Annotated in this window: 13 protein-coding genes and 4 pseudogenes; 11 read left to right on the top strand and 6 right to left on the bottom strand. The window is 65.3% G+C overall.

The window, feature by feature from the left end; genetic code table 11:
- Nucleotides 1-276 precede the first annotated feature (276 nt).
- The 3 genes from F7R02_RS21045 to rpmG all read left to right on the top strand — a co-directional run bounded on the left by F7R02_RS21045 (nucleotide 277) and on the right by rpmG (nucleotide 4,240).
- Nucleotides 277-3,471 carry an efflux RND transporter permease subunit gene (locus F7R02_RS21045; RefSeq protein ID WP_078589256.1) on the top strand — a complete coding sequence of 1,065 codons (3,195 nt, stop codon included), beginning with the start codon at nucleotides 277-279 and terminating at the stop codon, nucleotides 3,469-3,471.
- 351 nt (nucleotides 3,472-3,822) lie between these two features.
- Nucleotides 3,823-4,059, top strand: coding sequence for a 50S ribosomal protein L28 (rpmB, locus tag F7R02_RS21050; RefSeq protein WP_002809459.1), 237 nt, complete (start codon nucleotides 3,823-3,825; stop codon nucleotides 4,057-4,059).
- 13 nt (nucleotides 4,060-4,072) lie between these two features.
- Nucleotides 4,073-4,240 (top strand): 50S ribosomal protein L33, encoded by a 168-nt coding sequence (gene rpmG / locus F7R02_RS21055; RefSeq protein ID WP_002809462.1) that lies wholly within the window; start codon nucleotides 4,073-4,075, stop codon nucleotides 4,238-4,240.
- Between the two features lie 297 nt (nucleotides 4,241-4,537).
- On the opposite strand, the gene F7R02_RS21060 is transcribed toward rpmG, so the two are convergent.
- The 3 genes from F7R02_RS21060 to F7R02_RS21075 all read right to left on the bottom strand — a co-directional run bounded on the left by F7R02_RS21060 (nucleotide 4,538) and on the right by F7R02_RS21075 (nucleotide 7,508).
- Nucleotides 4,538-5,560, bottom strand: coding sequence for an amidohydrolase family protein (locus F7R02_RS21060; RefSeq protein WP_059030795.1), 1,023 nt, complete (start codon nucleotides 5,558-5,560; stop codon nucleotides 4,538-4,540).
- Nucleotides 5,561-5,788: 228 nt separating this feature from the next.
- Complete coding sequence (locus tag F7R02_RS21070) at nucleotides 5,789-6,844, bottom strand: 4-oxalomesaconate tautomerase (RefSeq protein WP_078516814.1); 1,056 nt, start codon at nucleotides 6,842-6,844, stop codon at nucleotides 5,789-5,791.
- On the bottom strand, nucleotides 6,837-7,508 hold the full coding sequence (locus F7R02_RS21075; RefSeq protein WP_003489876.1) for a 4-carboxy-4-hydroxy-2-oxoadipate aldolase/oxaloacetate decarboxylase: 672 nt from the start codon (nucleotides 7,506-7,508) through the stop codon (nucleotides 6,837-6,839). The genes F7R02_RS21070 and F7R02_RS21075 overlap by 8 nt, the downstream gene beginning before the upstream one ends.
- A 101-nt stretch (nucleotides 7,509-7,609) precedes the next feature.
- Between F7R02_RS21075 and F7R02_RS21080 the strand changes: the two are divergent.
- The 4 genes and pseudogenes from F7R02_RS21080 (at nucleotide 7,610) to uvrD (ending at nucleotide 14,426) form a co-directional block, all read left to right on the top strand.
- Nucleotides 7,610-8,918: pseudogene (locus tag F7R02_RS21080) on the top strand (LysR family transcriptional regulator).
- A 16-nt stretch (nucleotides 8,919-8,934) separates the two neighbouring features.
- Nucleotides 8,935-10,352: pseudogene (gene cls / locus F7R02_RS21085) on the top strand (cardiolipin synthase).
- 256 nt (nucleotides 10,353-10,608) lie between these two features.
- Nucleotides 10,609-12,000: an FAD/NAD(P)-binding protein gene (locus F7R02_RS21095; RefSeq protein WP_078589261.1), complete on the top strand. Its 1,392-nt coding sequence runs from the start codon at nucleotides 10,609-10,611 to the stop codon at nucleotides 11,998-12,000.
- 239 nt (nucleotides 12,001-12,239) lie between these two features.
- Nucleotides 12,240-14,426: a DNA helicase II gene (gene uvrD, locus F7R02_RS21100; protein ID WP_005914611.1), complete on the top strand. Its 2,187-nt coding sequence runs from the start codon at nucleotides 12,240-12,242 to the stop codon at nucleotides 14,424-14,426.
- A 178-nt stretch (nucleotides 14,427-14,604) separates the two neighbouring features.
- Here the strand turns inward: uvrD and F7R02_RS21105 are convergent, their stop codons facing one another.
- Nucleotides 14,605-14,829: a hypothetical protein gene (locus tag F7R02_RS21105; RefSeq protein WP_033480496.1), complete on the bottom strand. Its 225-nt coding sequence runs from the start codon at nucleotides 14,827-14,829 to the stop codon at nucleotides 14,605-14,607.
- 454 nt (nucleotides 14,830-15,283) lie between these two features.
- On the opposite strand from F7R02_RS21105, the gene F7R02_RS21110 reads away from it, so the two are divergent.
- Together F7R02_RS21110 and F7R02_RS21115 are read left to right on the top strand one after the other, a co-directional pair.
- Nucleotides 15,284-15,862, top strand: a complete 579-nt coding sequence (locus tag F7R02_RS21110; protein ID WP_078589263.1) for a sugar O-acetyltransferase — start codon at nucleotides 15,284-15,286, stop codon at nucleotides 15,860-15,862.
- 255 nt (nucleotides 15,863-16,117) lie between these two features.
- The gene (locus F7R02_RS21115; RefSeq protein ID WP_003489888.1) at nucleotides 16,118-16,564 is read left to right on the top strand and encodes a universal stress protein; all 447 of its coding nucleotides are present in this window, start codon (nucleotides 16,118-16,120) and stop codon (nucleotides 16,562-16,564) included.
- Between the two features lie 96 nt (nucleotides 16,565-16,660).
- On the opposite strand, the gene tagK is transcribed toward F7R02_RS21115, so the two are convergent.
- The gene (gene tagK / locus F7R02_RS21120; RefSeq protein ID WP_059030789.1) at nucleotides 16,661-17,332 is read right to left on the bottom strand and encodes a transcriptional regulator TagK; all 672 of its coding nucleotides are present in this window, start codon (nucleotides 17,330-17,332) and stop codon (nucleotides 16,661-16,663) included.
- A gap of 313 nt (nucleotides 17,333-17,645) precedes the next feature.
- Between tagK and tssB the strand changes: the two genes are divergently transcribed.
- Both tssB and tssC read left to right on the top strand, forming a co-directional pair.
- Entirely contained in the window at nucleotides 17,646-18,155 is a 510-nt protein-coding gene (gene tssB, locus F7R02_RS21125; RefSeq protein ID WP_003489891.1) for a type VI secretion system contractile sheath small subunit, read from the top strand.
- A gap of 3 nt (nucleotides 18,156-18,158) precedes the next feature.
- Nucleotides 18,159-19,565, top strand: a pseudogene (gene tssC, locus F7R02_RS21130) (type VI secretion system contractile sheath large subunit); the annotation flags it as partial.
- 114 nt (nucleotides 19,566-19,679) lie between these two features.
- Here the strand turns inward: tssC and F7R02_RS21135 are convergent.
- Nucleotides 19,680-19,785: pseudogene (locus F7R02_RS21135) on the bottom strand (IS5/IS1182 family transposase); the annotation flags it as partial.

Consider the following 19,785-nt stretch of genomic DNA (forward strand, 5'->3'; position numbering starts at 1 on the left):
ATCTCGCGCCGGGTCTGCTTGCGCTTGCCCAGGCCCTCAGCGTCACCGAACGTCAGCTGCATAGATGATCCTCTACATGATGAGGCGGGTAGTGTCGCGTATCTGTGGTGCGTTGTTCAGAGCTTCCCTAGAGCTAGAGCAGCGCTGGTGTTTGGGTGGTTGTTCGTTTGGCGTGTTGCGCGGCTGCGCGGTAGGGAGGCGGCGTTATCGGTCGGTGACGCGGCGAGGGCACCGGCAGGCGCAGGGCGCTACCAGGCGTATGCGGAGGGGCTTGTCATGCTGACCAACATCATCCGGTTTGCAATTGCGCAACGTTGGTTGATGCTGGCGTTGACAGGCGTGCTGATTGCGATCGGGGCGTGGAGTTTTTCGCGCTTGCCGATCGATGCAACACCCGACATCACCAACGTGCAGGTGCAGGTCAATACCGCAGCGCCGGGCTATTCGCCGCTGGAATCCGAGCAGAGGATAACGTTTCCGTTGGAGACGGTGCTGGCGGGCTTGCCGGGTCTGGAATCCACGCGCTCGCTGTCGCGCTATGGCTTGTCGCAGGTCACCGCGGTCTTCGCCGATGGCACCGATCTGTATTTCGCGCGGCAACAGGTGGCCGAACGTCTGCAGCAGGTCAAGTCGCAATTGCCCGCCGATCTGGAGCCGCAGCTGGGACCGATTGCTACCGGCCTGGGCGAGATCTTCATGTACACGGTCGAGGCCAAGCCGAATGCGCGCAAGCCCGATGGCAGTGCATGGACGGCGACCGATCTGCGCACCTTGCAGGATTGGGTGGTGCGCCCGCAGCTACGCAACGTGCCGGGCGTCACCGAGGTCAACACCATCGGCGGCTATGCGCGGCAGATCCATATCACGCCCGATCCGGCGCGCCTGGTCGCGTTGGGATTTACCCTGGACGACGTTGCCCGAGCGGTCGAGTCCAACAACCGCAACATCGGCGCCGGCTATATCGAACGTAACGGCCAACAGTTTCTGGTGCGGGTGCCGGGGCAGGTGGAGGACATCGCGCAGATCGGCGCGGTTGTGCTGGATCGGCGCGCCGGCGTGCCGATCCGCGTGCGCGATGTGGCGCAGGTTGGCGAGGGGCGCGAGTTGCGCACCGGCGCCGCCACCCAGGACGGGAGCGAAGTGGTGCTCGGCACGGTCTTCATGCTCGTCGGTGCCAATAGCCGCACCGTGGCGCAGGCCGCTGCGCAGCGGCTGGAAGTGGCCAACGCCAGCTTGCCGGCCGGTGTTCAGGCGGTGCCGGTGTACGACCGCACCGCGTTGGTGGACCGGACCATCGTCACCGTCGCCAAGAACCTGATCGAAGGCGCGTTGCTGGTGATCGTGGTGTTGTTCCTGTTGCTGGGCAATGTGCGCGCAGCGTTGATCACGGCTGCTGTGATTCCGTTGGCGATGCTGTTCACGCTCACCGGCATGGTGCGTGGTGGCGTGTCCGGCAATCTGATGAGTCTTGGCGCGCTGGATTTCGGTTTGATCGTCGATGGCGCGGTGATCATCGTGGAGAACTGCCTGCGCCGCTTTGGCGACGCGCAACGTCGGCTGGGGCGCGTACTCGAACGCGATGAGCGTTTCGAGCTCACTGCCGAAGCCACTGCCGAGGTGATCCGCCCCAGCCTGTTCGGCCTGGGCATCATCACTGCGGTGTATCTGCCGGTGTTCGCGCTCACCGGTATCGAAGGCAAGATGTTCCACCCGATGGCGATCACCGTGGTGCTGGCACTGACCGGCGCGATGCTGTTGTCGCTGACCTTCGTGCCTGCAGCGATTGCGTTGCTGCTCGGCGGCAAGGTGGCCGAGCACGAAAATCGCGCGATGCGCTGGGCGCGCGGCGTCTATGCGCCATTGCTCGATCGGGCGCTTCGGCACAGCCGCTGGGTGGGCATTGCAGCGCTTGCGACGGTGGCGCTGTGCGCGGTATTGGCCACGCGTCTGGGGAGCGAGTTCATCCCCAACCTGGACGAAGGCGATGTTGCGCTGCATGCCTTGCGCATTCCCGGCACCAGCCTGGAACAGGCCATCACCATGCAATCCACGCTGGAAAAGCGCATCAAGCAGTTTCCGGAGGTGGCGCATGTGTTCGGCAAGCTCGGTACTGCTGAAGTGGCCACCGACCCGATGCCGCCATCGGTCGCCGACACGTTCCTGATCATGCATCCGCGCGCGCAGTGGCCGGATCCGCGCAAGCCCAAGGCGCAGTTGCTGGCCGAAATCGAGGAGGCGGTGAAGCAGTTGCCGGGAAACAATTACGAGTTCACCCAGCCGATCCAGATGCGCATGAACGAGCTGATTTCCGGCGTGCGTGCGGATGTGGCGATCAAGGTGTACGGCGACGATCTGGACACGCTGGTCAGGCTCGGGCAGCGCGTGCAGGAAATCGCCAGCGCGGTGCCGGGCGCGGCCGATGTGAGCCTGGAACAGGCCACCGGCCTGCCGATGCTGGCGGTGGTACCCGATCGCGCCGCGCTGGCCGGCTACGGGCTCAATCCCGGTGTGGTGCAGGACACCGTGGCCGCGGCAGTGGGCGGACAGGAGGCCGGACAATTGTTCGAAGGCGACCGGCGCTTCGACATCGTGGTGCGCCTGCCGGAATCTCTGCGCCAGGACCCCACTGCGCTGGCCGATCTGCCGATCCCGCTGCGTGGCGATGGCGAGCGTGCCGATGCGGACGAGTCCAGCCGCGCGGCAGGCTGGCGCAGTGGCGAGCCGATCACCGTGCCGCTGCGCGAGGTCGCCAAGATCGACACCGTGCTGGGGCCCAACCAGATCAACCGCGAAGACGGCAAGCGCCGCATCGTGATCACCGCGAACGTGCGCGATCGCGATCTGGGGAGCTTCGTGGCCGAGGTGCGGCAGCGCGTGCAGACGCAGGTCAAGCTGCCCACCGGGTACTGGATCGGCTACGGCGGCACCTTCGAGCAGCTGATCTCCGCCAGCCAGCGCCTGGCCTGGGTGGTGCCGGGCACCTTGGTGCTGATCTTCGGGCTGCTGTATTGGTCCTTCGGCTCGCTGCGCGATGCGCTGGTGGTGTTCAGCGGCGTGCCGCTGGCGCTGACCGGCGGCGTGCTGGCCTTGGCCCTGCGCGTGCTGGCCTTGTCGATTTCCGCCGGCGTCGGCTTTATTGCGTTGTCGGGCGTGGCGGTGCTCAACGGCCTGGTGATGATCGCCTTCGTGCGCAGCCTGCGCGCTGACGGCATGCCGCTGGAGCGGGCATTGCGCGAAGGCGCGCTGGCGCGGTTGCGACCGGTGCTGATGACCGCCCTGGTGGCCGCGCTGGGCTTTGTGCCGATGGCCTTCAACGTCGGCGCCGGTGCCGAAGTGCAGCGCCCGCTGGCCACGGTGGTGATCGGCGGCATCGTCTCCTCCACCCTGCTCACCCTGCTGGTGTTGCCGGTGCTGTATCGCTGGTTGCATCGGCAGCGGGCGCCCCGTCGGGAGCGTGGAGCGCCTGAGTAGCGGGCGTCACGCGGGCGCACGGCGTGGTTGGCCGTGTACGCCGCCATGCGGATGATCGCGCGATCAGGCAGTGAGCCCGACCTGCAATCGTCCGCGACCAGGCAGGCTTGGGTCCGATGCGTGGCCCGGCCCGGTCCTGGGTCCGCTAAGTGCTTGCGGCACATAGGAAAGCCGTGCATAATGCGCGGCTCGCTGTGCCCGGATCGCTCCGGATGGCGGTACCCAGCGCAATGGGGTTGCCGGCCTGTTCCAGCGTAAGTTCTTGATTCCCAACGTTGCGTGACAGCCCTGGCGCTGTCGGGGCCGCCGCTCCCCAGGCTATGGGTGGCAATTCATTTATCGAGGTGCGTAATGTCCCGCGTATGCCAAGTGTCCGGCAAGCGTGTGCAGACGGGTAACAACGTCTCCCACGCAAACAACAGAACCCGTCGTCGCTTCCTGCCCAACCTGCACGAGCGTCGCTTCTGGGTTGCCAGCGAAAACCGCTGGGTGAAGCTCCGTGTTTCCGCGCATGCATTGCGCACCATCGACAAGAACGGCATCGATGCCGTTCTGAAAGAGCTGCGTGCGCGCGGCGAAAAGGTCTGAGGAGTAAGCAGTCATGGCAAAAGGCAAGCGTGACAAGATTCGTATGATTTCCTCGGCCGCTACCGGCCACTTCTACACCACGGACAAGAACAAGAAGAACACGCCGGGGAAGATGGAAATGATGAAGTACGACCCGGTCGTGCGTAAGCACGTGATGTACAAGGAAGGCAAGATCAAGTAATCCACCGATTACGCGATCTGCATCCAAGCAAACACCCGCCGCAAGGCGGGTGTTTGCGTTTGTGGGGTTGGGGAATGGTCTTGATGCGTGTAGGCGCCGATGGCAGTGTGATTTCCACTATCGGGTTGCCAGCCAAGCCCAAGAGAGACAAAGGTGCGTGACAAAGCCCCTCTCCCCTCGGGAGAGGGGTTGGGGTGAGGGTACGGGGCGAAGCCTACGCAATTATTCTGAGTGCACGAGGCTTCGCCCGTACCCTCATCCGCCCTACGGGCACCTTCTCCCGGAGGGAGAAGGGGATCACAGCCCACGCGCACGCAATTGCGCATCCAGCCGTGGGTACACCCGCCGCGCATTGCCTTCGAACACCTTGCGCTTGTCGGCTTCGGAAATCGCCAGCGCATCGATGTAGCGTTTGGTGTCGTCGAAGTAGTGGCCGGTTTGCGGATCGATGCCGCGCACTGCGCCCACCATTTCCGAGCCAAAAAGGATGTTGTCGATGTCGATCACCTCGAACAACAGGTCGATACCGGGCTGGTGATACACACAGGTGTCGAAGAACACATTGCGCATCACGTGCGTAGACAGCGCAGGCTTGCCCAGCATGTCGGCCAGGCCGCGGAAACGGCCCCAGTGATACGGCACGGCACCGCCGCCGTGCGGAATGATGAAGCGCAGCTGCGGAAAATCGGTGAATAAATCGCCTTCGAGAAACTGCATGAAGGCCGTGGTATCGGCATTGAGGTAATGCGCGCCGGTGGCATGGAAATTGGCATTGCAACTGCCGGAGACATGCACCATCGCCGGGACGTCGAGTTCAACCATTTTTTCGAAGAAGGGATACCAGGCGCGGTCGGTCAGCGGCACACCATTCCAGTGCCCGCCGGACGGGTCGGGATTGAGATTGCAGCCGACGAATCCCAGTTCGTTGACGCAGCGTTCCAGTTCGGCGATCGCGTGCGCGATCGGCACGCCCGGCGACTGCGGCAACTGGCATACGCCGATGAAGGTCTGTGGATACAGCTGTACCACGCGTGCGATCAGGTCGTTGCAATGGCGCGTCCACACCTGGCTCACCGCTTCGTCGCCGATGTGATGCGCCATGGTGCTGGCGCGTGGCGAAAAAATCGTCATGTCTGCACCGCGCTCGCGCAGCAGGCGCAGTTGGTGCAGCTCGACACTTTCGCGCAGCGCATCGTCGCAGATATACGGATACACCGGCACAGGTGCGTGCGCATCGTTGTAATGCGCAATCTGCGCCTTGCGGAACGCATCGTGCGCGGCGGGTGCGGTGGTGTAGTGGCCGTGGCAGTCGATGATCATGGCGATGGTGTGTGTGTTGCAGCGGAAGCGGCGCGCCAGCGATTGCCTGTGCGCAAGGTGGGGCGGCCGGGTGCACGGACGCTGCAGGTCGCGGCGGATGTGGTGGTCCCGATGTGCAGATGGGCGCGGATCGCGGCGCACTGCGTAGCAATGGCTTGCTCGAACGGCAAACACGCGCACGTGCCGCTGCGATGGCGGTTGCCGCAGCTTGGCGACGCAGCGAAATACTCAGCCATACAGCTCACCATCGAACAATTTGCGCGCGGTGCGCACCACCGCGGCACCGACCACGGCGCCCTGCGCATCGAGATCGATCAGGCAGCTGCTTGCGCCGCTGGGGTGTTCGACGTCCAGCCGCTGGCTGCGCCCGCCGGGCACCTGCGCCAGCGCGTGTGCGGGCGAGCCGGGCAACAGACAGGCGGTGGCGACGGTGACCGCACCCAGCACGCCAATGGAGGCATGGCAGCGGTGCGGGATGAACGAGCGCGCGCTGATCGCACCACCGGCGCGCGGGGCGGCGACCAGCATCATTTTTGGCACCGTGGCGTCGCGCACATCGCCGAGCTGCATCAACGGACCTGCCTGCAGACGCAGCGTTTCCAGGCGCGCCCGTAGCGCAGCATCGGCGTCGAGCGTGGCGCGGTCTTCGTAACCGCTGATGCCGACATCGCTGGCGTGTAGCACCACGCAGGGCATGCCGTTGTCGATCAGCGTGACCTGCACACCGTCGAGCGTGTCCACCGCATGCCCGCTCGGCAGCAGCGCGCCGCACGAAGCACCGGCGATATCGGCGAATGCCAGCGCGATCGGCGCGGCCGTGCCGGGGACGCCGTCGATGCGGGCATCGCCGTCGTAACGCACCTGGCCATCGGGCGTCTGCACGGTGGCGGTGGCCAGGGTGCCGGTGTTACGCATGAAGATGCGCACCTGGGTCTGGCCATTGCGTGTGGGCAGCAAGCCGCGTTCCAGCGCGAACGGGGCAACGCCGGCCAGCATGTTGCCGCAGTTCTGTGCATCGCTGACCTGCGCATGGTCTACCGCCACCTGCAGGAACAGATAGTCCACGTCGGCATCGGCATGCGTGGAGCGCGACACCACGGCGACCTTGGAAGTCAGCGGGTCCGCGCCGCCCATGCCGTCGATCTGGCGCGCGTCCGGCGAGCCGTAGGCGCGCAGTAAAAACGCGTCGCGCGCGGCGGTGTCGGCGGGCAACTCGTCGGCCAGAAAGAATCCACCCTTGGAGGTGCCGCCGCGCATCCACATCGCGCGCACGCGCTCAGACATAACGCAGGCCTTTGGCGGCCAAACGTTCGCGCATCGCATAGATGTCCAGGCCCAGTTCGCCGCGTGCCAGACGTTCGCGCTTGAGTAGTTCGCGTGCCTCGCGCGCCTGCGCTTCGGTCAGCACATCGACAGCGGTGGCACGCGGCACCACGCAGACGCCATCGTCGTCGGCCACCACCACATCGCCGGGCTGGATCAGTTGCCCGGCGCACACCAGTGGCACGTTGACCGAGCCGAGCGTCTCCTTGATGGTGCCCTGCGCGCAGATGGCGCGGCTCCAGGCAGGGAACTGCATGGCGGTGAGATCGCGCACATCGCGCACGCCGGCATCGATGATCAGGCCGCGACATCCGCGCGCCTGCGCCGAGGTGGCCAGCAGGTCGCCGAAGTAGCCGTCGCAACAGTCGCTGGTTGGCGCGACCACCAGCACATCGCCTGCATGCAGTTGCTCGATGGCTACATGCATCATCCAGTTGTCGCCGGGCGGAATCGACACGGTGACCGCGGTGCCGGCGATGCGGCAGCCGGTGTAGATGGGACGTAGCCGATGGTGCAGCAGGCCGCTGCGGGCCTGCGCTTCGTGCACGGTCGCCACGCCGGCCTGCGCCAGCCCGTCGACGATGGCCAACGGCGTACGCTCGATCCGGGTAACGACCTGGCTCATCCATCCATCCTCGTTAAGAGTGCGCCGAGTCTGGCCGGGCAGAGCGAGCTGGCTCAAGATTCATTTGAGGTATGCATATTGGTTTTGCTTATAGTTAGAGCATGCAGCCGAGCCCGGAACCGAATCTGCGTCACCTTTACGCGCTGGTCGTGGTGCACCAGGCCGGAAGCGTCAGCGCGGCGGCGCCGCGGGTGAATTTGTCGCAGGCGGCTCTGACCCAGGCCGTGGCGCGATTGGAGCAGCAACTGGGCGTGCGTCTGTTCGACCGGCACCCAGGTGGCATGTCGGCCACCGAGGCTGCCGGGTTGCTGGTGCCGCGTATCGAGCGGGTGCTGGCGCATCTGGGCCGGGGGATCGGGGTCGCGCGTCGCGCGCTGCGCCTGCCGGCGCGCGCTGGCCTGGAGCGGCGGGTGTCGCTGGGCCAGCTGCAGGCCCTGGTGGCGGTGGATGTGGCAGGCAGTTATGCGTTGGCGGCGGTGCGCGCCGGCGTTTCACAGCCGGCGATCTATCGCGCGGTGCAAGCGCTGGCCGATGTGATCGAAGTGCCGCTGACGGTACGCCGCGGCAAGACCATGCAGCCCACGCCGGTGGCGCTGCGGCTGTTGCGGCAGGTGCGGCTGGCGCTGGCCGAGTTGCGCGCCGGTCTGGACGAGGTGGCCGCATTGCGTTCGCAGCACGCCGGCCGCCTCACCCTGGGGGGTGATGCCGCTGGCGCGCGCGATTCTGTTGCCGCAGGTGCTGGCGCGGTTTGCGCATGCGCACCCGGGCGCCAGCGTCCAGGTGGTGGAGGGCCCGTACGAGCAATTGCTGGCGCATCTGCGCGAGGGTGGCCTGGATCTGTTGATCGGTGCGCTGCGCGACCCGTTGCCGGTACGCGATGTGCTGCAGGAGCCGCTGTTCGACGACGAACCGGTGATCGTGGCGCGTAGCGGCCACCCCTTGGCCGGGCAGGGCTACGCGTTTGCGCAACTGCGCGATTATCCCTGGGTGATCGCCGCCGCCGGCACGCCGGTGTGTGCGCGCTGGGAGCAGCTGTTCGGCGACCACCAGCTGGAGCCGCCGCCGGTGCGCATCGAATGCGGCGCCGAACTGACCGTGCGTGGCCTGCTGCTGGAGGGCGACTGGTTGACCTTGATGTCGCGCGACCAGTTCCTGTTCGAGCGCCGCGCCGGCCTGCTGGAGGAGATCGGCAGCGCCGGGCCGCTGCTGCGCCGGCAGATCGGCATGACCACGCGCAGCGACTGGTATCCCACCCGGATGCAGTCGGCCTTCGTGCAGACGTTGCGGCAGGTCTGCGCCGAACGCGTGCAGCCTGCCGATGCCCAGGGCGGGCCGTTTCGCTATTGCCCCGCTGCCTGTGCGCAGCCGCCGTTGCGTTTACGCGCGGCCAAGTCAGAATCGGGTTCCTGATGAAGACGGACCACTGATGCTGCCCGATTGGGTCACAGGCACTTGGCTGCTGGCACTGGACTGGGCGATCCGCCTGGCCGCGCTGCTCTGGATTCCCGCCCGCACCACGCCGGGTGCGGCGCGCAGCTGGCTGCTGCTGATCGGCTTCGTACCGGTGGTCGGCCTGCCGCTGTATCTGTTGTTCGGCCACCCGTGGTTGTCGCGGCTGCGGGTGGAGCGCCAAGCCACTGCCTCGCAGGTGATTCGCGAACAACAACTGCCCTTGCATGCGTTGCGCTGGATGCCCCAGGCAGACACCAGCAGTGCCGAAGTGGTGCCGCTGATCGAACGCGAAGGCGATTTCATGCCCACGCTGGGCAACGCGGTGGAATTGCTCGACGACTATGCGCAGTCGTTGCAGGCCCTGATCGCGGCGATCGACGCGGCCGACAAACGTGTGCACTTGCTGTACTACCTGATGTTCGACGATGCGGTGGGCGAGGCGGTGGTCGTGGCGCTGGAACGCGCCAGCGCGCGCGGCGTGCGTTGTCGCGTGCTGCTGGATGCGGTGGGCGCCAAGCGCGGCCTGCGTCGCTACCGCAAGCGCCTGCAGGACGGTGGCGTGCAGGTGTTGGCGGTATTGCCGGGCGGCCTGCGCTGGCGTCGCAGCGGCCGCATGGATCTGCGCAACCATCGCAAGATTGCGGTGCTCGACAACCGGGTGGCGTTTGTCGGTTCGCAGAATCTGGCCGAGGCCGGCTTCATTGATGGCGTGCCCAATCGCGAGTTGGTGGCACGCGTGCGCGGGCCGGTGGTCAATCATCTGGAAGCGGTCTTCGCCAGCGACTGGTTCACCGAAACCGGAGAGCGGCTGGACGTGTGGCCCGATGCACCGGTGTGCGAGGCCGATATCGCCACGCAATTGCTGCCCAGCGGGCCGGCGTATCCGTTCGAAAATGCGCGCGATGCGATCAATGCGGTGATCCATCTGGCGCGGCGCAAGGTGGTGCTGGTCACGCCGTACTTCGTGCCCGACGAAGCCTTGCTGAGCGCATTGCGCATCGCCGCAGTCTCGGGAGTGGATGTGCAGTTGATCCTGTCCGAGCACAACAACCAACGCTTGGCCGCGTGGGCGCAGGAGGCCTATTTCGAAGAGCTGCTGCGTTGCGGGGTGAAGATTGCGCTGTATCGCCCGCACTTTCTGCATGCCAAGCACCTGAGCATGGATGAAGACATCGCGCTGGTGGCTCGATCAATCTGGACATCCGCTCGTTCGCGCTCAACGCCGAGATCGGCATGCTCTGCTACGACACTGGCGTGGTGCAGCGGTTGCGCGAGATCGAGCAGGACTATCTGGCCAACGCGCGGCAACTGACGTTGGAACAGTGGCGTCGCCGCCCGGCCTGGCGCCGCAGTCGCGAGGGCATTGCGCGGCTGGCCGATGCGTTGATGTAGGGCGTGCGCGGTCCATGCGCGCGCAGTGCCCGTTGTGGCGCGGCGCGATGCCTGCGGTGGCAGGTGAAGTGGGGCGCGTCTGGGGCGGCAAGATCGCGCTGCATGCAAACGCGCCCGCGCTCGAATGGAGGTGTCCGGTGACCGCTTTGTTGGACGGCTGCGTCGCGCCGGCGCGCGTACGCGGGGCTATCCCGGCCATCGCGGCGGCATGGCCGCTGTCACCGGTGCGACGCGACGCATCGCCTACAATTGCCGGATGAATGAATTGCGTGATCCCGGCGATGCAGTGATCGCCATCGTTGGCGGTGGCGCATCTGGGGTGCTGGTGGCGCTGCAGCTGTTGCGTCAGGCCGTGGCGCCGGTGCAGATCGTGGTGATCGAGCCGCACGCGGTGCTGGGCGAGGGCGTGGCCTACTCCACCGCGCGGCCGGAACATCTGCTCAATGTGCCCGCCGCGCGGATGAGTGCGTTGGTGGAGGCACCGCAGGATTTCGTCGATTACCTGCGTGCGCACGCCTGCTGCCCGGAGCTGGAAGACGCACGGCTGCCGCAGGCTTTCGTGGGGCGCCGGCACTACGCGCCCTACCTGCGCGATCGCCTGCAGACCGCGCGTGTGCAGAGCCCGGCGACGCTCACCGTGCACAGCGCCCGCGTGCAGACGCTGCACGCCGATGCCGATGGCGCGCTGTTGCAGCTCGACGATGGCCAGACCCTGCATGCCACCAGCGTGGTGCTGGCGGTGGGCAATGCGTTGCGGCCGTTGCCGCTGCGCGGAGCCACCGGCCTGTCGGCAACCCAGCGGCTGGAAGCCTGGGATACCGAGGCGGTCGCCGCGTTGCCGCAGGACGCGGCGGTGTGCATCGTCGGCTCGGGACTGAGCATGGCCGACACGGTGATGACGTTGGCCGCGCAGGCGCATCGCGGGGCGGTGCACGTGGTGTCGCGGCATGGGCTGCTGCCGTTGCCGCAGGCGCACTGCGTTGCGGCGGACTTCGATCCGCAGCCGTTGCTGGCGCTGTCGCTGCGTGCGCGCATGCGCAGCTTGCGGCAGCATGCGCGGGTTGCGATGGCGCAAGGCCTGTCCTGGCAGGGCGTGATGGAGCGTGTGCGCCCGCTGAATCAGGTCTTGTGGCAAACGCTGTCGGTTGCCGACCAACGCCGCTTCCTGCGCCACGTGGTGCGCTATTGGGATGTGCATCGTCACCGCATCGCCGCGCCGGTGCATGCGCAACTGCAGGCGATGCGCGCGCGCGGACAGTTGCAGCTGCATCGCGCGCGGCTGGATCTGGCGTTCCAGGCAGGCGCCTGCGTGCGGCTCAGTGCCGGCGCGAGTGCTGGGCATGCCTTGCAGCTGGATGTGCAGACGCTGGTCAACGCCACCGGCGTGGAAATGCGCGTGCAGGCGATGCGCAACCCGCTGCTGCAGCAGCTGCTGGGACAGGGCATTGCGGTGGCCGGGTCGCATGGGATCGGGGTGGATACCGCTGCCGATGGCTGTCTGATCGATGCCGAGGGGCACGCCAATCCGCGGTTGCGGGTGATAGGCAGCCTGCGGATCGGGTCGCTGTGGGAGAGCCTGGCAGTGCCGGAGTTGCGTGAGCAGGCAGCGGCGATTGCGCGGGATGTGTTGGCATTGCTGGGGCGGTGAGGGGCCCATTGTTCCCTTCTCCCCCGGGAGAAGGTGGCGCGTAGCGCCGGATGAGGGCGCCTCAGGCATGTGCCAGTGCCTGCAGTGACAAACGCGTCGCCACGCGCCTTCGGAAGTGATGCACCGACTGCTTCGCCCCGTACCCTCACTCCAACCCCTCTGCCGATGGGGGAGGGGCTTACCCAACCGCTTCATCGCAATCTCAGCCGCAACGACGCCACAACCGGTAAAATGTGCCGGTGGATGTCTCTCATTTGCTCGATCATTTAAACCCCGCCCAGCGCGAGGCCGTTTCTGCGCCGCCGGGGCACTACCTCGTGCTGGCCGGCGCCGGCTCCGGCAAGACGCGCGTGCTGATCCATCGCATCGCCTGGCTCAATGAAGTCCAGGGTGTGCCCAACCACGGCATCTTCGCGGTGACCTTCACCAACAAGGCCGCCGGCGAAATGCGTCACCGTACCGACCTGCAGCTGCGCAATGGCAGCCGCGGGATGTGGATCGGTACATTTCACGGGCTGGCACATCGCCTGTTGCGTCTGCATTGGCAGGATGCGCGGCTGCCGGAAGGCTTCCAGGTCATGGACAGCGACGACCAGTTGCGGCTCGTCAAGCGCGTGGTGCAGGCGCTGGAGCTGGACGAGAGCAAGTATCCTCCCAAGCAGATGAGCTGGTGGATCAACGAGCAGAAGGATGAGGGCCGCCGTCCGCAGCATATCCAGCCCGAGCCCAACGACGATTGGACCGAGGTGCGCCGGCAGGTGTATGCGGCCTACCAGGAACGCTGCGACCGCTCCGGGCTGCTGGATTTCGCCGAGTTGCTGCTGCGCGCGCATGAGTTGCTGCGCGACACGCCGGCATTGCTGGCGCATTACCGCGCGCGCTTCCGCGAGATTCTGGTGGACGAGTTCCAGGACACCAACGCCATCCAGTACGCCTTCGTGCGCGTGCTGGCCGGCGAATCGGGCAATGTGTTCGTGGTCGGCGACGACGACCAGGCCATCTACGGCTGGCGCGGCGCCAAGGTCGAAAACGTCCAGCGCTTTCTGAAGGATTTCCCCGGTGCGCAGACCGTGCGGCTGGAGCAGAACTACCGTTCCAGCGCGAATATTCTGGGCGCTGCCAATGCGGTGATTGCGCACAACCCGGACCGTATCGGCAAACAGCTGTGGACCGATTCAGGCAATGGCGACCCGATCGATCTGTATGCGGCCTACAACGAAGTGGACGAAGCGCGCTATGTGGTCGAGCGTGCACGGCAGTGGGTGCGCGACGGCGGCAGTTATGGCGAAGTGGCGGTGCTCTACCGCAGCAACGCGCAATCGCGCGCGCTAGAAGAAGCGCTGATTTCCGAGCAGTTGCCGTACCGCGTGTATGGCGGCATGCGCTTCTTCGAACGTGCCGAAATCAAGGACGCGTTGGCTTACTTGCGCCTGCTGACCAATCGCAGCGACGACGCTGCGTTCGAACGCGCGGTCAACACGCCCACTCGCGGCATTGGCGACCGGACGCTGGATGAGGTGCGCCGGCTGGCACGTGCCAGTGCGCTGTCGTTGTGGGAAGCGGCGATGCTGTGCACGCAGCAGAACACGCTGGCCGCGCGCGCACGCAATGCCCTGGCCACCTTCCTCAGCCTGATCGGCCAGCTGCATGCCGAAACCGGCGAGATGGAACTGGCCGAACGCATCGACCATGTGCTGATGCGCTCGGGCCTGCGCGAGCATTGGGCCAAGGAAAGCCGCGGCGGGCTGGATTCGGAATCGCGTACCGAGAACCTGGACGAACTGGTGTCGGTCGCCTCGCGCTTTACCCGCCCGGACGATGAAGACAGCCAGGGCATGACCGAGCTGGTCGCCTTCCTGGCTTACGCCTCGCTGGAAGCCGGCGAAGGCCAGGCGCAGGCTGGCGAAGAAGGCGTGCAGCTGATGACGCTGCATTCGGCCAAGGGCCTGGAATTTCCGATTGTGTTCCTGGTCGGCCTGGAAGACGGCCTGTTTCCGAGTGCGCGCTCGCTGGAAGAGAGCGGGCGGCTGGAAGAAGAGCGTCGCCTGGCGTACGTGGGCATCACCCGCGCGCGGCAGAAGCTGGTGCTGTGCTACGCCGAATCGCGCCGTATCCACGGCCAGGACAATTACAACGTGCCCTCGCGCTTCCTGCGTGAGATTCCGCGCGACCTGCTCAACGAAGTGCGCCCGAAGGTGCAGGTTTCGCGCACCGCATCGCTGGGCGCGGCGCGCGGCGGCCCGGTGCATGGCATCGTGGAAACGGCACCGATCAAGCTCGGCGCCAACGTCGAACACCCCAAGTTCGGCGGCGGCGTGGTCGTCGATTACGAAGGCGCTGGCGCGCATGCGCGCGTGCAGGTGCAGTTCGACGAGGTCGGCGCCAAGTGGCTGGTGATGGCCTACGCCAATCTGACTGTGGTCTAGTCAGGTTTGCACTCGTCTGCGATTACGTTTTCTTCAGCAGCAGGGCGTAGTGCGGTTGCACTGTGCATGCAGCAAGCGGAACCGGCCGCTGCTGCACCTCACGTCGAGCGAGATCGCGTGATCATCTGCGACAGATGATCGATGGATGAGGCGTGGCCTGCGCTGCTCTGTTGCGCGCTTACATTTCCCAACCGAAGCTTGAGTTGATCTGCTTGCCGTTCACGCTCAGCGTCGACCTGTTTGCGAGCACGACCAGGGTAAAGGGCGGCACGCGCGTGTCGTTACCTGTGTAGATCAGGCGGAGGATGCTGCGTTTGGTATCGAACGTCTTGACCTGGAAATTGCCCCGCAACGACACGGACTCGCTGTCGCCAGGTGCACTGAAACGAAGACTGGCGATCACTGGCCCGGTGACGTGACCGATTTCGAAATCCATCCAGTATCCGCCGCCTTCGAACGAGAGCGACGAAGTTGCACTCGCAGGGGTGCTCAGGCATGCCCATAGCAACAACGCAACGCAAGCGGCTACACATCGTGTCATGACGTCATCCTTGACCGTGGTCGTGCCGGAAGGGCACGGTCAGGAGTATCGATGCTGGCGCCGCGGCGTTGCAACGGATGCGGCAAGCAATGGAATGGCCAGATAGCCGCACGCGGGCAAGGCCGGTGCTCGAAATCTCCATTGGGCGCTTCCACCCCGGTGGTGAGCGCGCCAGTCGCTTTAGCTCATAGCCAGATCGCGAGGTTCCCCAAGCCACTTTGAGCCGGCAATCGGGGCCATTGGTGCATCGCTCGATGCATACCGCGCTACATCCATGCCACCCTGTCAGCAGTTCATTGCATAGGTACCCGGCGGCATGCAGACCGAAAAACAGAAAATGCTGGAAGGCGAACTCTACAACGCCGCCGATGCGCAGCTGCAGGCCGATCAGGCGGCAGCTGCGGTGTGGATGGAGCGCTACAACGCCACTGGCGCGCAGTCATCGGCGCAGCGGCATGCATTGCTGGTCGAGCGGCTCGCCGAGGTGGGTGCGAATGCGGTGATCCGGCCGCCGTTTCATTGCGATTACGGCTACAACATCCATCTGGGCGCGGGCGTGTTCCTCAACTTCAATTGCGTGATCCTGGATATCTGCCAGGTGTACATCGGCGATGGAACGCAGGTGGGGCCAGCGGTGCAGTTCTACGCTGCCGACCATCCGCGCGATGCCGCCGGACGTGCCAGCGGGCTGGAGTTCGGGCGGCCAATCCGCGTCGGGCGCAATGTGTGGATTGGGGGCGGGGCGATCATCCTGCCGGGCGTCTGCATCGGCGACGATGCGGTAATCGGTGCCGGTGCGGTGGTCACGCGCGATGTGCCGGCCGGTGCGATCTCCGTGGGCAATCCTGCGCGCGTGCGCGCACCCCGGCTTGCCGATGAGCCGCCCACCGACTGAACGCAACGAAGAAGAGCCGCTACAAAAAGCGATCGCGCAGCTGCCAGGCGGACGCGGCCGGTGCGCAGCGCATACGCGAACAGGGCAGTGTTGAACGCGTTGCTGGCGCCGGGGATGGTCGCTCGTCAACCAGCTGAGCCGCTTCGAGCGCTACAGTCCGTCACCTGCAAGATTGATCCATCTCAAGGTCTGCGTTGCGGAGTGCTGTCAATCTCAAGTCGCCGGCGAGGCTGCCGGTCCATCCGGGAGGTCATCATGTACAAACGAATCCTGATCGCCATCGATGCATCCGAGCTCTCGCATCGCGGCCTGTTTCAAGGCCTGGAGCTGGCCAAGGCGACCGGTGCCAAAGTGGATATCGTCACCGTGTCCGAGCCGTGGGCGATGGGCATGTACGACGCAATGGGCTGGAGCGTGGGCTACGAGGCCAGCCCGGAATACCGCGCCGAGCGCGAAGCGGCCGCTGAAAAGATCCTGCGTCCGGCGTTGGAGTTGGCCGCCGCTGCCAACATCAAGGCCACGCCGCGGCATGTGCTGGATCGCTTCGCGGCCGAGGGCATCGTGCAGACCGCCAAGGACTGCAAGAGCGATCTGATCATCATGACCTCGCACGGCCGCCGCGGCATGCAGCGCATGCTGCTCGGCAGCCAGACGGTGGAAGTGCTCACCCACAGTGCGATTCCGGTACTGGTCATTCGCTGATGCCGATGCCACTGCCTTGTCTCACCTAGGCGCGTACCCGGGCGCAGTGTGGCGTCCAGGTAATCCACGTCGCGCCCAGGTGCGCTCCCACGCAACTCAAAGTGCTTCGCTCTCCATCGGCTCCGGTTGTGCCGCAAAGTGCGGTGCCGGTCGGGCGAGCCGGCGCAGTGCTTCGGTATGCACCAGCGGAGAGCCATGCGTGGGTGTGGCCGCGCCGCCGCGGGTGGACGCGTACTCGGGTTGTACGTGCTGACTCAGTTCGCGCATGAAGCGCCACATCGGCACGTAGTGACCACGCCGTGGCGCAGGAAGATGCGGTGCTGCGCGGCACTGGCGACGCCACTGCATGGGCGGCATGCCGAAGCGCTGCTGAAACGCACGCTGAAACTGGCGCTCGGACGCAAAGCCCATTTCGTAGAGCAACCAGGTCAGGCTGCAGTCCGGGTAGGCCTGCAGGTAGCGGTGCGCTGTGCTGAGCCGCTGTTCGCGGATATAGCTGGCCACGCCTCCACGCGACTGAAACAAGCGGTACAGCGATGCACGCGATAACGCGAACGCTTGCTGCAACGACTCGGTACCCAGCTCCGCTTCGCCGATGTGCTGCTCGATATAGGCCAGCAGATCGATCATCAGCGGCGTGTGCGCCTCCGCGGCCGTGGATACGCGTGGAACGATGGCGCTGTAATGACTGCTGCTGCTCATGCGGATGCTGCCTGCGGCCCACTCCCCGGGGCCTGTCCCCTGGTCAACCGAGAAAAGCAGCGCCAACCCATCACGCCTCTTTCACAAAGTAGGCGCGCGATCACGCATCCGCGCCTGCGTCTGCACGATCGCGGCGATTGAGACGATTTGTCGGGTGAGCCCACAAGCGCATTCCTATCCTCGCCGCAGCGCTGAGAAAGCGTCATCGCACGGCCTGCCGCTTTGGTCCGCGTGGTGCGCGGCGGTTGCGGGCTAGCCCGCGGCAGCGGCGTCGCACGCAGGCTGCAGGCATTCGGCTGGGCCGGCGACATCCAAGCCACATCGCAGCGCACGTGCACCGCACGCTGGCGCAACGGGCAAGCTCAATCGGAGATCAGGCATGGCCAGCAGTCAGAAGTTCATCGCCCGCAATCGGGCGCCACGGGTGCAGATCGAATACGACGTGGAGGTCTACGGCGCGCAGAAGAAGGTGCAGATTCCGTTCGTGATGGGGGTGATGTCGGATCTGTCCGGCGCCAACGCCGGTGAGCTGCCCTCGCTGGATGAGCGCAAGGCACTGGAGATCGACGTCGACAACTTCGACAGCCGTCTGCAGTCGATGCGCCCGCGCGCGCAATTCAAGGTGCCCAACACGCTCACCGGCGAAGGCGAGCTGGCGGTGGATATCACCTTCGAAAGCATGGACGACTTTTCGCCGGCCGCCATCGCGCGCAAGGTTGCGCCGTTGGCCAAATTGCTGGAAGCGCGCACGCAGTTGGCCAACCTGGACACCTACATGGACGGCAAGGCCGGTGCAGAGCAGCTGATCGCCAACGCCATCCGCGATCCGGCGTTGCTGCAGTCGCTGGTGTCGGCCGCCAAGCCCGCGTCCGAACCGGAAGGAACCTGAGCCATGTCCGCGACCGAAGCCGCACTGGCCACTCGTAGCACCGAAACAACCGAGCGGGGCGACTTTGCCGCGCTGCTCAATCGCGAGTTCCGTCCCAAGAGCGAGCGCGCCAAGGAAGAAGTGGAATCGGCGGTGCGCACGCTCGCCGAGCAGGTGCTCAACCGCAGCGATGTGGTTGGCGAAGACGTATCGCAGACCATCAAGGCCTACATCGCCGAGATCGACCGCACGCTCACCGAACAGCTCAACCAGATCCTGCATCACGCCGATCTGCAACAGCTCGAAGGCGCCTGGCGCGGCCTGCATTATCTGGTCAACAACACCGAGACCGACCAGCAGCTCAAGATCCGCGTGCTGAATATCAGCAAGAAAGAGTTGGGCAAGGTACTCAAACGCTACAAGGGTACCGCGTGGGATCAGAGCCCCATCTTCAAGAAAGTCTACGAACAGGAATATGGCCAGCTCGGCGGCGAGCCGTATGGGTGCCTGGTCGGCGATTATTACTTCGACCAGAGTCCGCCGGATGTGGAACTGCTCAACGGCATTGCGCAGGTGGCCGCTGCCGCGCACGCACCGTTCATTGCCGCCGCCGCGCCCAAATTGATGGGCATGGACAACTGGAGCGAGCTCTCCAATCCGCGCGATCTGGCCAAGATTTTTTCCACGCCCGATTACGCTGCATGGCGCTCGCTGCGCGAATCCGAAGACTCCAAGTACATCGGTCTGGCCATGCCGCGCACGCTCTCGCGTCTACCTTACGGCGCGGCCACCAGCCCGGTGGAAGACTTCGATTTCGAGGAAGACACCGCCGGCGCGGATTCCAACAAGTACACCTGGCAGAATGCCGCCTATGCGATGGCGGTGAACATCAACTGCTCGTTCAAGCAGTACGGCTGGTGCTCGCGCATTCGCGGTATCGAGTCCGGCGGCGCAGTGGAAGGGTTGCCCACGCATACCTTTCCCACCGACGACGGTGGCGTGGACATGAAGTGCCCGACCGAAGTGGCGATCACCGACCGTCGCTCCGCCGAACTGGACAAGATGGGCCTCATGCCGCTGGTACATCGTAAGAACTCGGACATGGCCGCCTTCATCAGCGCGCAGTCGCTCAACAAGCCCGACGAATACGACGACCCGGATGCCACCGCCAACGCGGCGTTGGGCGCGCGCCTGCCCTACATGTTTGCGTGCTGCCGCTTTGCGCACTACCTCAAGTGCATCGTGCGCGACAAGATCGGTTCGTTCTCCGATCGCGAGCAGATGCAGAGCTGGCTGACGCGCTGGGTGACGCAATACATCGACGGCGACCCGTCCAACTCCAGCGAAGAAACCAAGGCGCGCAAGCCGCTGGCTGCCGCCGAAGTGGTGGTGGAAGAAGTGGAAGGCGCGCCGGGCTATTACAGCTCCAAGGGAAGGTCTGAATAACGAGGCCTGAGAGTGCGGGATGTCGCGTCGTTCCGAAGAGTGGCGTTTGAATCTTTGGAATTTCGCCATTTCTGGCGCTTTCCGTGGGAATTTCCTGGTTTACAGGCGCACGCTCCCCATAGCCGGCAGCAACTGCTTTCGCTTCATCCACAGATTGGAGAGCGCAAACAAGGTCAGCACGTGTGCGGTGTTTTTGGCCAGGCCG

It is taken from the genome of Xanthomonas cissicola, assembly GCF_008801575.1.
Lineage (GTDB): Bacteria > Pseudomonadota > Gammaproteobacteria > Xanthomonadales > Xanthomonadaceae > Xanthomonas > Xanthomonas cissicola.

Coding starts and splice junctions, on each gene's coding strand:
- F7R02_RS21045 (WP_078589256.1), top strand. CDS start 277: ATGCTGACCAACATCATCCGGTTTGCAATTGCGCAACGTTGGTTGATG.
- rpmB (WP_002809459.1), top strand. CDS start 3,823: ATGTCCCGCGTATGCCAAGTGTCCGGCAAGCGTGTGCAGACGGGTAAC.
- F7R02_RS21115 (WP_003489888.1), top strand. CDS start 16,118: ATGTACAAACGAATCCTGATCGCCATCGATGCATCCGAGCTCTCGCAT.
- tssB (WP_003489891.1), top strand. CDS start 17,646: ATGGCCAGCAGTCAGAAGTTCATCGCCCGCAATCGGGCGCCACGGGTG.
- F7R02_RS21060 (WP_059030795.1), bottom strand. CDS start 5,560: ATGATCATCGACTGCCACGGCCACTACACCACCGCACCCGCCGCGCAC.
- F7R02_RS21075 (WP_003489876.1), bottom strand. CDS start 7,508: ATGAGCCAGGTCGTTACCCGGATCGAGCGTACGCCGTTGGCCATCGTC.
- rpmG (WP_002809462.1), top strand. CDS start 4,073: ATGGCAAAAGGCAAGCGTGACAAGATTCGTATGATTTCCTCGGCCGCT.
- F7R02_RS21095 (WP_078589261.1), top strand. CDS start 10,609: ATGAATGAATTGCGTGATCCCGGCGATGCAGTGATCGCCATCGTTGGC.
- F7R02_RS21070 (WP_078516814.1), bottom strand. CDS start 6,844: ATGTCTGAGCGCGTGCGCGCGATGTGGATGCGCGGCGGCACCTCCAAG.
- F7R02_RS21110 (WP_078589263.1), top strand. CDS start 15,284: ATGCAGACCGAAAAACAGAAAATGCTGGAAGGCGAACTCTACAACGCC.